This is a genomic window from Pseudomonas sp. E1BtOHC1 (genome assembly GCF_058744285.1).
Genome location: NZ_CP196023.1, coordinates 4505355 through 4519287 on the forward strand (window position 1 = coordinate 4505355; position 13933 = coordinate 4519287).

Consider the following 13933-nt stretch of genomic DNA (forward strand, 5'->3'; position numbering starts at 1 on the left):
GCAACGGATATGCCCCCCCTCACCACCCACACAAAACCAAACGCCCCCCATAACCACAACAATGAACACCTCCCAACATAAAAAAACCGCCAAAGCACCTTGCCCCACCCCCTCAATTCATTCAGCATCCGCGCTCCAATTTTCCAGGGAAAGGAACACGTCATGGTCGAAGACCTGTATTACGACGACTACCCAGAGGCCAAGACCGAACTGATCAAGGCCATCGAGCGCGGCCGCCTGCCACTGCTGACCCAGGAACTCAACGCCTACGACTGCATCCAGGCGATCTTCGAGCTGGACGCCATCAACAACCCCAAGGACGAGGAAGATGCCTTCTTCGACCTGGCCCTGGCCCTGATCGGCTGGATTCCCGGCCCCGGGCAAGGCCTGAAGATCCTCCTGCGCCTGATCAACCGCGCCCCCCAGCGCCACGCCGAAAAGCTCTTCGACCTGATCCGCTACACCCTGCTGGCCTGCCGTCTGAAGACCAGCCCCGAACAGTTGCTGGAAAAGTGCCTGGACCCAGTGCGCCTGGCCGAGGAACTGCCCGAGATCATCAGCGGCGTGCGCGCCTCCTCGATCTTCAACAACCTAACGGCCCAGCAGCAACGTCTGGTGATCCACAACCTCAACGAAGCCCAGGAACACACTGAGTTCCTCATGGTGTCGGTGCAAGAACGCATGGCCCCCTGGATCGCCGAGCAGCGCAACAACTCGGCCGCCGCCCACAGCAGCGGCCCGGCTCTGGTGCCCAAGCCACAGTCCTCCCTGGAACCGCGCACAACGACCCTCACCCCCGCGCCACAACCCGGGGCCCACGACGCGGCGAGCATCGCCCAGAACATCAACCAGGGTCTGGAACACCTCACCGGTGAAGGCCACTGGCTGGAGCTGAACCTGCACTACCCCAACCTGGAACCGGTGCCCGGCGCCGCCTACCGAGCGGTGTTCAGTGACGGCTCGCAAGCCGAGGGCAACCTCGACGAAGAAGGTTTTGCCCGCCTGGAAGGCATCCCTGAAGGCCCGGTGAAGATTTACTACGGGGAAGACCCGCGGCCCTACCTGCGCCTGCCAATCAAGGCCCTGGCGGCCGATCCGCAGCAACTGGAAGAAGAGCTGGAAGAGCTGGAACTGGAGCCGGCCGAGGTCGACCTGCCGACCCTGATGCTGGAAGCCTCGCAGCGCAAGGCGCCCTTCACCCTGATTCCCGTCTACTGAAGCCAGGCACCGAATGAACCGCAGACAAGTGTTTCTCAGCCACGCCCATTACCACCGCTACCTGGAAAGCCTGGCGGGCACCGAAGCCCGCTGGCAGATGCACTCGATGACGGCCGACAGCCCCGAGCAGGAAGCCGCCCTCAAGGCCGCGGAAGTCAAGGACGCACGCCTGCATCATCTGATCCTGAACTACACCGGTGGTGCGTCCATGGAGGCCTTGGCCCAGGAGCTGGACGGGGTGATCGAAGGCTACGAGGACTACCAGCGCAAGCTGGGACTTTGTGAAGAACTGCCGAATATCGCGCCGCTGAACATCGACGACTACCCCCACGATTACGAGGAATATGTACAGGTCATCAGCCTGTGCATCCTGCTGCAGCGCGGCGACCTGCTGCCGCGGGTGGCGCTGTTGCAGGACCGTGCCGGCTACCATGCCGAGGACACCCTGATCGAGGATCTGCTCAAGCCCTACCTGCCGGATCGCGCCGACCTCGATGAGTGGTACCACACCCTCTACTCGCCCCTGATCTGGGCGATCTACAGCGAAGACCCGGACGAGCCTCGGGAGCTGCTGGTGGAGTACTGCAACCAGTGGTACCAGTCCTTCGAGCACGCCTCGTGGTACGACAGCCACCTGGACGGCGACGAGGGTTCCTACTTCGGCTACTGGGCCTTTGAAGCGGCGGCGGTGGCCTACCTGTACGGCCTGGACGACAGCGCGGTGAAGCATATGGTCTTCCCCCGGGACATGCTCGACTACGCCCGGCGCTTCACCCCGCCACCGATTCCCCAATCGGCGGCGCAGGACTGAAGCGCGCCTGGCTAGACGCCGCCCCCTGCCGGCGATGAATGGCCCACCAGTTCCTGGACCAAGCCCTGCGGGCCTCGCCGCTCGCGGGCGCCCTTTTCCCTGATTCGCGTCTACCGAGCCAAGGCACCGACATGAACCGCAGACAAGTGTTTCTCAGCCACAAGCAGTACCACGACTACCTCGAAAGCCTAGCCGGCGAAGAGGCCCACTGGCAGACCCACTCGATGATGGCCGACAGCCCCGAGCAGGAAGCCTCCCTCAAGGCCTCCAGTGTCCGCCGCGCGCGCCTGCACCACTTGATCCTGGGCTACACCGGTGGTGCGCCCATGGAGCAACTGGCCCAGGAACTGGACGGGGTGATCGAAGGCTACGAAGACTACCAGCGCAAGATGGGGTGCTATGAGGAACAGCCAGATATCGCGCCACTGAACATCGAAGACTACCCCGACGAGTACGAGGAATATGTCCAGGTGATCAGCCTGTGCATCCTGCTGCAGCGCAGCGACCTGCTGCCGCGTCTGGTGCTGCTGCAGGACCGCGCCGGCTTTGGCGGCCAGGACACTCTGATCGAGGACCTGCTCAAGGCCTACCTGCCCGATCGTGAAGACGTCGATCAGTGGTTCCACGACGTCTCCACGCCCCTGATCCGGGCCATCTACACCGAAGATCCGGATGAACCCCGGGAACTGCTGGTGGAGTACTGCAACCAGTGGTACGAGGCGTTCGAGCAGGCCCCATGGCACGACAGCCACCTGGACGGCGACGAGGGTTCCTACTTCGGCTACTGGGCCTTTGAAGCGGCGGCGGTGGCCTACCTCTACGGTCTGGACGACAGCGCGGTCAAGCACATGATCTTCCCCCGGGAGATGCTCGAATACGCCCGACGCTTTACCCCGCCGCCGATGCCCTTCCACTGAGGCCAGGTACTGACATGCAACGCAGGCAAGTGTTTCTCGAGCACAAGCAGTACCACACCCTCCTGGAGTTCCTGGCGGGTACCGAAGCCCATTGGCAGACACATTCTATGGAAGAGGACTACCCCGGGCAGGAAGCCTCGCTCAAGGCCTGGGAGGTCAAGCGAGCACGCCTGGACCATCTGATCCTGGGCTACACCGGCGGCAAGGCCATGCCTGAGCTGGCCCAGGAGTTGGACGCACTGATCGCCAGCTACGAGGAGCATCAGCGCACCCTGGCCCTGTGCAATGAAATGCCGGATATCGCGCCGCTGAACATCGAGGACTACCTCGACCAGTACGAGGAATACGTGCAGGTCATCAGCCTGTGCATCCTGCTGCAACGCCGCGACCTGCTGCCGCGCATGGTGGCGCTGCAGGACCGCGCCGGCTACCACGCCGAGGACACCCTGATCGAGGACCTGCTCAAGCCTTGCCTGCCGGACCGCGCAGACATCGATGAGTGGTACCACCCGGTCTACACGCCGCTGATCAGGGCCATCTACTGCGATCAAGCGGACGAGTCCCGAGCGCTGCTGGTGGAGTACTGCGACCAGTGGTATGAAGCGTTCGAGCAGGCCCCATGGCACGACTCCCACCTGGACGGTGAATCCTACTTCGGCTACTGGGCCTTTGAAGCCGCGGCGGTGGCCTACCTCTACGGCCTGGACGACAGCGCGGTAGAGCACATGGTCTTCCCCCGGGACCTGCTCGAATACGCCCGGCGCTTTACCCCGCCGCCGATACCCCAGCGAGTGGCACAAGACTGATACGCCCCGTCTACCTCCCCTCCACACAGGTTATGCATTGCCCATGAAGTCCTGGATCAAGACCCTGCTGATCACCCTGCTCGCGGCCACCCTGTGCCTGCTGTTCGCTCGCGTTGTGCTGCCCCCGCTGCTGGTGCACCTGATGCCGCCAAGCTGGGAAGGCGGAGGGTGGTACTGGGCCAATCTGCTGCTGGCCGGCTTCCTGGCCGGGCTGCTGGTAGCGCCCCTGCTGCGGACCCGGCGTTATTACCCGGTGCCGCTGCTGCTTCTGCTGTCTGCCCTGGTGGTGGTCGGCAGCTGGGCGCAGAACCGCTGTAACGACGCCCAGTTGCAGGCTATCGAACAGCTGGCGATGCGCAGCGCGAGCCATTCGAACCTGGGGTTCTCCAATGAGCAACCCGAGCCTTCGGCGCCAGTGGACGTGAGCGCCACACCGGGCGTCTGGGCGGATGAACAAGGCTATGGATTTGGCTACAGCTGCACCCGCCCGGAGGAAACTCTGGGTTACGTAATGCCGTTGGCGATGAGCTTTGGCATCAGCGTGCTGGGGCTGTTGCTGGCCTTACTGATCGGCCCCGGCCGACGCCAGGGAATGTAGGAGCTGGCCTGCCAGCGAAGGCATCCGCAAGCGCGGCGCAAGACTCAAGGGCCGCTTCGCCGGCAAGCCGGCTCCTACGGGTTAGACCAGAAGCTCGAAGGGAAACCGTAGGAGCTGGCTTGCCAGCGAAGGCGTCCGCAAGCACGGCGCAAGGCTCAAGGGCCGCTTCGCAGGCAAGCCGGCTCCTGCGGTCAATCGGAGGGGCTCAGCGGCCGCCGCCCAGGTCGAGGAAGGTGCCGGTGGCATAGGAGGCTTTGTCCGACAGCAGCCAGACAATCGCTTCGGCCACTTCGTCCGGGCGGCCGCCACGGCCCATGGGAATGGCAGTTTCCAATTTGCTGACCCGGTCGGCATCGCCGCTCAGGGCGTGAAAATCGGTGTAGATGTAGCCCGGGCGCACCGCATTGACGCGGATGCCCTCGCCCGCCACTTCCTTGGACAGGCCAATGGTAAAGGTGTCCAGCGCGCCCTTGGACGCGGCGTAGTCGACATACTCGCCGGGAGAACCCAGGCGCGCCGCCACCGACGACACGTTGACGATGCTGCCGCCCTGCCCGCCATGGCGCGGCGACATGCGCAGCACCGCGTGCTTGGCGCAGAGGATCGGCCCCATGACATTGGTCTTCATGATCTTCTGGATACGAAATTCGGACATTTCGTCGAGACGGGACTTGTGCCCCACGGTGCCGGCATTGTTGACCAGGGCGGTGACCCGGCCCAGTTCGTTGTCGACCCGGTGAAACAGGCCAATGACCTCGTCTTCGATGCTGACATCGGCCCGCACCGCAATGGCCTGGGCGCCCAGGGCGCGGATCTGTTCCAGTACCTGCAGGGCCGACTGTTCGTCGGCCTGATAGTTGATGCAAACCTTGAAACCCTGCTGAGCAGCCAACAACGCCGTGGCTGCGCCGATTCCCCGCCCGCCACCGGTGATGACGATGACTTTGTCCATGCTGCCGACTCCCTGACTGATCGTTTCAACGCCCGTCATTAAACACTGCACCGGCAGCGATGAAAACCGCAGTGACATCAATCAGCCCCTATCCAAAGGTCGCAGCAACTGCAGCCCAGGTACGCGCTCAGGGCCGTAGTCAGGACTTGTGTTCAGCCAGCTGGATGCCCTGCATGAAGCCTTCGGGCGGCAGCGGGTGGCCCAGGTAATAGCCTTGCAACGAGTCGCAGCCCAGCTGGGTGAGGAAGGTCTGCTGCACCCCGGTCTCCACGCCCTCGGCGACAATACGCAGGCCCAGGGCCTGGCCCAGGGCGACAATCGCCGAGACGATGGCCGCGTCGTCGCTGTCATGCTCCAGGTCGCGGACAAAACCACGGTCGATCTTCAATTCGTTGGCCGGCAGACGCTTGAGGTACATCAGGCTCGAATAGCCGGTACCGAAGTCGTCGATGGACAGGTCCACGCCCATGTCCGCCAACTGCTGCAGGACGATCATGCTGACATCGGCGTCGTTCATCGCCGTTGTCTCGGTAATTTCCAGGGTCAGGTTATTGGCCGGCAATTGATAGCGCTGCAGGGCACCCTGCACGCTCTTAACCAGGCCCACATGACAGAACTGCAGGGCCGAGAGGTTCACGGCGATCCGCCAGTGGGTATAGCCCAGGACATACCACTCGCGCATCTGCCGGCAGGCTTCCTGCAGCACCCAGTCGCCGATGGCGATGATCAGCCCGCTCTTCTCCGCCAGCTCGATGAACTTGTCCGGCAGCAGCATGCCGTGCTGCGGGTGCTCCCAGCGCAACAAGGCCTCGGCCCCCACCGGACGGCCATTGCTGGCATCGAACTTGGGCTGGTAATACAGGCGGAACTGATGATGCTCCAGGGCATTGCGCAGGTCCTGAAGCAACTGCAGTTGGCGCCGGGCATTGGTGTTCATCGAGGCGTCGAAAAAACTGTAGCCGTTCTTGCCGGTGGCCTTGGCGTGATACATGGCCGCGTCGGCGTTCATCAACAGTTCCTGGGCGGTCAGACCATTGCCGGGGTACACCGCAATGCCGATGCTGGCGGAAATCTGCAAGTCGTGGTCGGCCACGCGGAACGAACGGGACACCAGGCCCACCTGGCGCGCCGCCAGGCGCAAGGCATCTTCCGGCTCGTCGAGCTGCACCAACAGCACGAACTCGTCGCCACCGATCCGCGCCAGGGTGTCTTCGCTGCGCAGGTCCTCGCGCAGGCGCTGGGCCACTTCGCGCAGCAACTGGTCACCCATGTGGTGGCCGAAGGCGTCATTGACCGGCTTGAAGCCGTCCAGATCGATGAACATCAGCGCAAAGCAGCCACCATGGGCGGTGACCCGGTGCATGGCCTGATCGATGCGGTCCGCCAGCAGGATACGGTTGGGCAAACCGGTCAGGGTGTCGTGCAGGGCCAACTGGGTCAGCTCCTTGTTGGCCTCGGTCAAGGACTGCGCCAGCACCGCGGTGCGGGCTTCCAGACGCGCGTCCAGCACCGAGGTCAGCAAGGCGATGATCAGCACCGCCAGGGTGGTGATCAGCACCAGATTGTCCAGGCCCTTGCCGCTCAGGCCGTTGCCCACCGCCCCACAGAAACTGCCATCGGCAAACCGCGCCGCGGCCATGCCGGTGTAGTGCATGCCGACGATGGCAACCCCCATCACAATCGCCGCGCCGGTACGCGCAAGCCGAACATGGGGCGTGTTCTGGCGCAGACGAAAGGCAATCCACAGCGCCGCCAGCGAAGCACCAAAGGCGATCAGCAGCGAGGCACCGAACAGGCTCGGGTCGTAGTCGATGCCCGGCTGCATGCGCAAGGCCGCCATACCGGTGTAATGCATGCCGCTGATGCCCGCGCCCATGATCAAGGCGCCGAACAGCAACTGCCCCAGCGGCAGGCGCGGCTGACTCACCAGCCACAGGGCAAAACCGCAGGACAGGATCGAAATCAGCAACGACAAGGCGGTCAGCACGGTGTCGTAGCCCAGGTCGATGGGCAGCTCGAACGCAAGCATGCCGATAAAGTGCATCGACCACACGCCAACACCCATGGCCAGCGCTCCGCCACACATCCACAGATGGGCCGCACGGCCTGTAGTGGTGGCAATACGCCCCGTGAGATCGAGAGCGGTATAAGAGGCGAGGATCGCCACAAAAATGGAAATCACGACCAGTGCGGGGGAATAACTACCGATGAGCATGGGGCATCTCTGGGCCGTTGTGCCGACAGTTTGCTCGGCGGGCAAAAGCGCAGATTGTACTGATTGCGTAGAAGAACGCATCTACAAAGTGAGCAAAAAGCCAGTAGCCAGACAGAACGTCTGGCACAGGCCCTTGATACCCCTACAGGCCTTGTGGGCAAAGGCTTTGCGCGCTTTGAGCAGTACCTCCGGTCAGAGTCTGGATCAGGCCTAGCTCCAGCTTCGCTTTTTACTACAGGAACCAGAGCACTTTCGCCTGGACCTCAAGAATCATCCCATATTCAGCGGCCTCCCCTCTCTCTAGCATCTGCGGGTAGCGTTCTCCCAAGCGTTTTTTTGCCCCTTCCAGCTTAAGGACAAGCTCATGTTCGCGCCGGCCGACTCTGCACAGTTCGAGCTTTTTATTCCCTCCGTCCGCCACGATTTCCAAGTGCTGGCCTTTGATGGCCTCGAAGCCATCAGCGCCTTGTATGCGATCCACGTTGAACTGGTCAGCGAAAAACCCGATTTCGATCTGCAAAGCCTGCTCTGCCAGCCCGCCTTTCTGCGCTTGAGCCTCAACGGCGAGGGCCTGCATGGCCGCATCGAGGAGGTGAAGGTGGGTGAGTCCGGCACGCGCCTGACTCATTACCACCTGACCCTGGTGCCAGCGCTGCATTACCTGCAGTTCAGTCACAACCAGCGGATTTTCCAGCACCTGACGGTGCCGCAGATCGTGGCTCAAGTGCTCCAGGAGCATGGCATTTTGCCGGATGTGTTTACCTTTCATATCGGCAATGCCCCACAGCGCGAATACTGCACCCAATACGCTGAAAGCGATTTTGAGTTCATCCAGCGCCTGTGCGCCGAGGAAGGAATCACCTGGCACCACCAGCACTCGATCGATGATCACCTGCTGGTGTTCAGCGAGGATCAAACCTGGTTCCCCAAGCTCGGCGTCACGCCCTTTCAACCCGGCAGCGGCACCGTCGCCGATCACCCAGTCATCAGGCGTTTTTCCCAGCGCTTCAGCACCCGCACCCGTGTGGTCACGCGCCGTGACTATGACCTTGAGCGGCCAAGCCGTTTGCTGGAAAGCCGGCACGCCAGTCAACAGGGCCCGCTGCTCGAGGACTATCGCTATCCGGCGTCGATGCCGGCCGAGGCACGTGGCAAGCATCTCACTCAGCGCGCCCTGGAAAGTCATCGCGCCGACTACCAGTTGGCCGAAGGCGAGAGTGACCAGCCGACCTTGCGCACTGGTCATTTCTTTACCTTGAGCGAGCATCCGCGCCGCGCCTGCAACGATTTGTGGCTGCTGCTCAGCGTTCATCACACCGGCAAGCAGCCTCAGGCCCTCGAAGAAGCCATCACTCACGACTCTGCGGCTGACGGAGGTTTTACTCAGGGTTACCGCAACCAGTTCAAGGCAATTCCCTGGGATGTACCTGTGCGCCCACCACTGCCCAAGCGCAGACCGTTGCTGGTGAGCCAGACCGCACGGGTCACCGGGCCTGTGGACCATGAGATTTTCTGTGATGCCCATGGCAGGGTCCGCGTCGAGCTGCCCTGGGACCGAGCAGAACTCAATAGCGACAAAAGCAGTTGCTGGTTGCGGGTTTCATCCAGTTGGGCTGGGGAGAGCTTTGGTGCAGTGACCATTCCCCGGATCGGCATGGAGGTGGTGGTGACCTACCTTGAAGGCGACCCCGACCAGCCCTTGATCACCGGTTGTGTGGTCAACAAGGCGACTCCGGTGCCCTATCCCTTGCCGGCGAACAAAAGCCGGACCGTGCTGCGTAGCCACAGCACCCCCAACAGTGGCGGCTACAACGAACTGATGATCGAGGACCGGGCCGGGCAGGAGAAGATCTTCCTGCGGGCGCAACGGGATCTCGAACAACTGATCCTCAACGACAGCGACACCCGCATTGGCCACTCGCGCCGAGAGCAAATCACCCAGGACAGCCACAGCCTGATCGGCAACGACCGTTCCGCGCAGGTCGACGGCAACAGCTCAAGCCTGATCCAGGGCGATGAAACCCACACCACCCAAGGCCTGCGCAACACCGTGATTGTCGGTGACGAGTTGCTTTCCATCAGCGGCAGCGCCAGCACCACCGCGGCGGGTACCTGGGTAATCCAGGCAGGCGCCCAGGCCCGGGTCAACGCCGCCAACGTGGTGATCGATGCCGGCATGAGCCTGACCCTTCAGGCGGGCGGGCAACATATTGTGATCAGCTCGGGCGGAATCTTCAGCAGCGTTCCGATTGTCGTTGGTGGTGCACCGTTGGCGGGTGTCGCAGCGCTGCAAGCCCTGAAGGCCTTGACGGATACGCCACAGGCAATCATCGACAACCCACTTTCCATCATGCACGCGAGCAAGCAACAGTCCCTGGATCTCTGCCCATTGTGCGAAGCCTGTCGCCGGGGACTGTGCGATACAGGAGAGCTTGCATGAATACGCCCGAACAATGGCGGTATGAACAATCCCGAATGGGGCGGTGCATCTATCTGCTGCTGGACTCCGATGGTAACCGGCAAGAACGCGATGCTCTGGTGGCGGAACTGGGCAACGAACGCTTTCGTGAGGTTTATCTGGGAACTCCGGCGCACTCATTGGCAAGCGCCGGGCCTTACCTGTTTCAGATCGATCAGGTGAACCATCCGGTGGTGCTTGCCCTGATCAAGGTGCTTGAACCTGATTGGGGCTGGCTGGCCAGCGGTTCGGACAGCGACCTGGATACCCTGACTCAACATTGGCGAGACCGATTGGTAACGGGCGAGCCCCCAAATCAAGCCCTGTACCGTTTTCACGACAATCGTGTGCTGGGACGTGCCCTGGCTGTTCTACAGCCCGAAGACTATTCCGGCTACCTGGGGCCCATGGCCAGTGTGTGCTACTGGCAAACCGAGCAATGGAAGGTCACCGATAACCCCGCTCCCGGGACTCATCCGCTGCCAGCTGAGCCAGCGTGGCTGAACATACCCACTCCACAAGCCACCTACGCCGCTGTGCAGTTTGACAATACCCGTCGTTATCTCATGCGCCAACACACGGAGCCACTGGCGGGGCTTGCCGAGCAGCAGAACATCGATGTCTGGCTGCGAACCCAGCTCGATCTGGCCCGAACGTGGGAGTGGCAGGAGCCCGACGCAATCTATTTCCTGCTGACCCAAAGCCTGCGAGCGCCGGGTTACGCCCCGCCTGCATCCTGGCAACCCAAGCCCAACGAAACCCCGGCGCAACACTTTGCGCGCCTCTATCAGGAAGCCCTGTATTGGCAGGGTGAGGAGCCGGTATGAAAACGCTTGTTCAACGCTTGTTCCTCACTGGCTGCCTGGGTTCGGCAATGGGCTGCTCGGCCATAGGCCAGTCAGACAGCTTTACCTTGAGCGCCGACTTGCCCGTGGACTTCGCTTACGAAGCCACAGCTGCTTACGTTCCGGCTCCAGGCGAAACATGCAGCGTGCCGGGTGGTAAAAACACCCGAATCGGCATCAATAGAAAGTGGCAGGAAAGCTATACCCGCGACTCCGAAATAGTGCTGCGCAGAACCGTCAGCGGCTGCCCATTGGTGTTGCAGTACGTTGAGTTCTATATCAATGGAACTTATGGCAAGGATCGGTGGGATTTTACCCGCGACTTTGGAAAAATTCTGGTGCGTGAGTACTTGAGCAGTGCTGATAGAGGCACCTTCAACGCTGCCGGTGAAAGTGAAATTCTGGGTCAGTGTCAGTGGTTGTTTCGGACGATTGGCCCTAAGCGCTACATCACGAAAATCCTCACCTGCAAAAGCACCGATGCCCAGGGCAAGGTGACCCGAGGGCAACCCTTTGCGGCTTACACCCTGGACCAACTGCCGGGTAAAACCGTGCGTTTGAAGATCAAGTTGGCGGATGAGGAAGAACCCGGTTGGGGAGATACGTGGGTCAAGGTACCCGGCGGCTGGAAGCGCTGCATGGGCAAAAGCTTCGAAGATCAGCGTGCGTACTGCAATGGCAACTACACCGATTTCAGTACCTTCAGAATGCCTGACGGTCGTATTTGCAACATTTATCCCGGTTGTACCGAAAACAAGGAAGTGAGCCCATGAGTTTCAAATCTCTTCCGGCCGGTGATGGCCCCTCCATGGAGGGACGTATGTACACCTGCCCATTGCGCGGCCAGGCGACCAGTTTTCAGTTGGTGGATGAGTTCGGTGACGGCAAGCCTTATGCGGGGCTGGCTTATGAAGCGACTGATTACGAAGACGTCACCTATACCGGCAGGTTGGATGCCAACGGCGTGGGTCGCGTAGAGGATCACTACTGTGGCCCGGTGCTGCTAAAACTAAACCAGCCCTATAAAGGTGGAGGCGAGTTGTATCAGGATTTAAGAAATAGGCCGCACTACCCACTCCCCATCACCGAGCTACAAGTCCGTGCCGAGAGCACCCGGTTTTTCAACAAGGATGGGGCTCGTACTCGCAGCAACCCGGCGCAAGCCAAGGCTGGCAGTTTTTATCAGGTCGAAGTGCGTGAGCTGGTGGAGCATGACGCCCACTTGCCGTCCATGGTCGAGCGATACTTCCCCCCCAATCGGCATGTGTACTCGCTGTTTCGACAGCCGCCCCAGGCCACGGGTTTCCTCGATGGCGGGGCAGCGCAGGGCGTCAGGTCGACCGACAGTGCAATGGCTGACCTGGGGTTTGCCCCGCCGTCGCCCAAGGTCCAGGGCATTGCCTTGCTGCCCAACCGCCACCATGTGCTGGAGGTCCGACCGCTGCGGGCCTTGCGGCCGATGCTGTCGACCGGCGCGCAGTTTTGCGCGCTCAACCTCTACCAACTGGCGCTGCTGGCGACCTTGAGTTACAGCGGGTTTGGTCAAGAGCCGCGCTTTCACCCGGTGGATAGCCCGCGAGTGAGTTTTCCGGGGCAACCCAGCAGCGGTAACTGGTTTGGCGCCGTGCTGCCGACCTTTGCCGAGTTGTGGCAGGTCGATGCCGACCAGGCCGGCGGCAAAGCCTATTACCCGCTGTATGAAGAGGTGCCTTACTCCAGGCGCCTGGAAATTGTCCCGTTCGACCCGCAGTTGTACCCCGAGGTCAATCACCCGAGCCTGGGGGAAGCCCAGGAAAACCCGGCCAACATTCATTTCTTTGATGACGGCCAGGATAAGGACGGCACGGACACCCAGGCCTATATCACCCATCACGAAGAGCTGATTCTGATTGCCGTGCGCGGCACTGCGGAAAAGGCCGATGCGTTGCGTGATATGGACGCCGAGCAAGTGCCCTTCGAGGAGGGCGAAGGCAAGGTGCATAACGGTTTTTATGGCGCGGCCAAAGTGGCCTACGGGTTTGTTGCCCGCTATCTGGACAAATTCTACAACGGGCAAAAGCTCGTGATCACCGGGCACAGCCTGGGCGGGGCCGTGGCGCTGATACTCTCCGAGATGCTGCGGCGGAGTAAGCGCTACGAAGCGAATATTCTGCTCTACACCTATGCAGCCCAAGGGTCGGCGATACCCGTTTTGTCAGCGGCGCCGAAGCCCTGGTGCACCACCGCTTTGTCAATCATAACGATCCGGTACCGAGTGTCCCCGCCACCTGGATGAGCACTTCCAAGCCCAAGGTGCTGGCGGCGCGTGGGGCGGTGACGGTGTTCAATGCTCCGGTGGGCTTGGCGTTGTTCATTACCGGGTTGATCAATTTTACCGGCGAGCCCTACGCCCACCACGGCACGTTGCGCCACTTTCTGCCGGTGGATTTTGGCTCAGGGCGCACATCGGCGATTCTCTGGGCGCCGGGTTGTAGCACCATTCTCGATCAGGGCTGCGCCAGGGTCTTGCAGGAAATCGACGGCCTGCCGGTGCGTGGCTCGCTCCTGCGGCAACTGCTGGATAACGCCGATCACAAGATGGTCGTCAGCTATATCCCTCACTGCTGGGCCACCCTGCGCCGTTGGCAGGAGTCACAGGCGTTCAAACGCCCCTTGGTGACCGAGCGGGAGTTCAGTCGGATCGATGGGGCATTGGGCAGTATCACCCAGCAATTGCGTGATCTGGACCGCAGCCTGTGGGGGCGGCCCGATGCCTACCTGCGTTCTCAACAGAGCGTGCTCGCAGTCGACAGGCTGCGCAATGAAATCAATGCGTTGGACATGACTCGTCAACGTCTGCGTGAATTGAGCGTTACCAGGATCGACGAAAGCGATGTGTACGGTGCTTTCGCCGGTCAAACGCAATTGCTGGCCGAAGGCCTGCCGCGTTGGCTGGATCACCCGGAAAACACCGTGCAGGAGCAATTGGCGATGATGGCGCCGCCAGTCGACGACTCTGAACAAGCGATAGCCGAGTTGCTGGGCGGCCATGTAGCGGGAGCGCCCTACCATCTGGATATCGACTCACTCATTTGAAGCCCGTTGCAGCAGGCAAGGCAGCGCTCGTCGCAGGG

10 protein-coding genes and 1 pseudogene are annotated in these 13933 nt (G+C 61.6%); 9 read left to right on the forward strand and 2 right to left on the reverse strand.

What is annotated here, in order from left to right; all coding sequences use genetic code 11:
* Nucleotides 1-162: 162 nt before the first annotated feature.
* The 5 genes from ACSSVC_RS20280 to ACSSVC_RS20300 all read left to right on the forward strand — a co-directional run bounded on the left by ACSSVC_RS20280 (nt 163) and on the right by ACSSVC_RS20300 (nt 4350).
* Complete coding sequence (locus tag ACSSVC_RS20280) at nt 163-1218, forward strand: hypothetical protein (RefSeq protein WP_492611254.1); 1056 nt, start codon at nt 163-165, stop codon at nt 1216-1218.
* 13 nt (nt 1219-1231) lie between these two features.
* Entirely contained in the window at nt 1232-2029 is a 798-nt protein-coding gene (locus ACSSVC_RS20285) for a PoNe immunity protein domain-containing protein (protein WP_446440496.1), read from the forward strand.
* A 131-nt stretch (nt 2030-2160) separates the two neighbouring features.
* Nucleotides 2161-2946 (forward strand): PoNe immunity protein domain-containing protein, encoded by a 786-nt coding sequence (locus ACSSVC_RS20290; protein ID WP_346634296.1) that lies wholly within the window; start codon nt 2161-2163, stop codon nt 2944-2946.
* A gap of 14 nt (nt 2947-2960) precedes the next feature.
* Nucleotides 2961-3752, forward strand: coding sequence for a PoNe immunity protein domain-containing protein (locus tag ACSSVC_RS20295; RefSeq protein ID WP_346634295.1), 792 nt, complete (start codon nt 2961-2963; stop codon nt 3750-3752).
* 43 nt (nt 3753-3795) lie between these two features.
* Nucleotides 3796-4350: a hypothetical protein gene (locus ACSSVC_RS20300; protein ID WP_346634294.1), complete on the forward strand. Its 555-nt coding sequence runs from the start codon at nt 3796-3798 to the stop codon at nt 4348-4350.
* Nucleotides 4351-4555: 205 nt separating this feature from the next.
* Here ACSSVC_RS20300 and ACSSVC_RS20305 read toward each other — a convergent pair whose 3' ends face one another.
* The gene (locus ACSSVC_RS20305) at nt 4556-5302 is read right to left on the reverse strand and encodes an SDR family oxidoreductase (RefSeq protein ID WP_346634293.1); all 747 of its coding nucleotides are present in this window, start codon (nt 5300-5302) and stop codon (nt 4556-4558) included.
* A gap of 139 nt (nt 5303-5441) precedes the next feature.
* The gene (locus ACSSVC_RS20310; protein ID WP_404936947.1) at nt 5442-7517 is read right to left on the reverse strand and encodes a putative bifunctional diguanylate cyclase/phosphodiesterase; all 2076 of its coding nucleotides are present in this window, start codon (nt 7515-7517) and stop codon (nt 5442-5444) included.
* Nucleotides 7518-7881: 364 nt separating this feature from the next.
* Here ACSSVC_RS20310 and ACSSVC_RS20315 point away from each other — a divergent pair, with 364 nt between their 5' ends.
* The 4 genes and pseudogenes from ACSSVC_RS20315 to ACSSVC_RS20330 all read left to right on the forward strand — a co-directional run bounded on the left by ACSSVC_RS20315 (nt 7882) and on the right by ACSSVC_RS20330 (nt 13895).
* Complete coding sequence (locus ACSSVC_RS20315) at nt 7882-9957, forward strand: type VI secretion system Vgr family protein (protein ID WP_492611255.1); 2076 nt, start codon at nt 7882-7884, stop codon at nt 9955-9957.
* Nucleotides 9954-10802: a DUF4123 domain-containing protein gene (locus tag ACSSVC_RS20320; protein WP_492611256.1), complete on the forward strand. Its 849-nt coding sequence runs from the start codon at nt 9954-9956 to the stop codon at nt 10800-10802. The genes ACSSVC_RS20315 and ACSSVC_RS20320 overlap by 4 nt, the downstream gene beginning before the upstream one ends.
* Entirely contained in the window at nt 10799-11593 is a 795-nt protein-coding gene (locus ACSSVC_RS20325; protein WP_492611257.1) for a hypothetical protein, read from the forward strand. Before ACSSVC_RS20320 ends, ACSSVC_RS20325 begins: the two co-directional genes overlap by 4 nt.
* Nucleotides 11590-13895, forward strand: a pseudogene (locus ACSSVC_RS20330) (lipase family protein). The gene ACSSVC_RS20325 and the pseudogene ACSSVC_RS20330 overlap by 4 nt, the downstream one beginning before the upstream one ends.
* Nucleotides 13896-13933 lie beyond the last annotated feature (38 nt).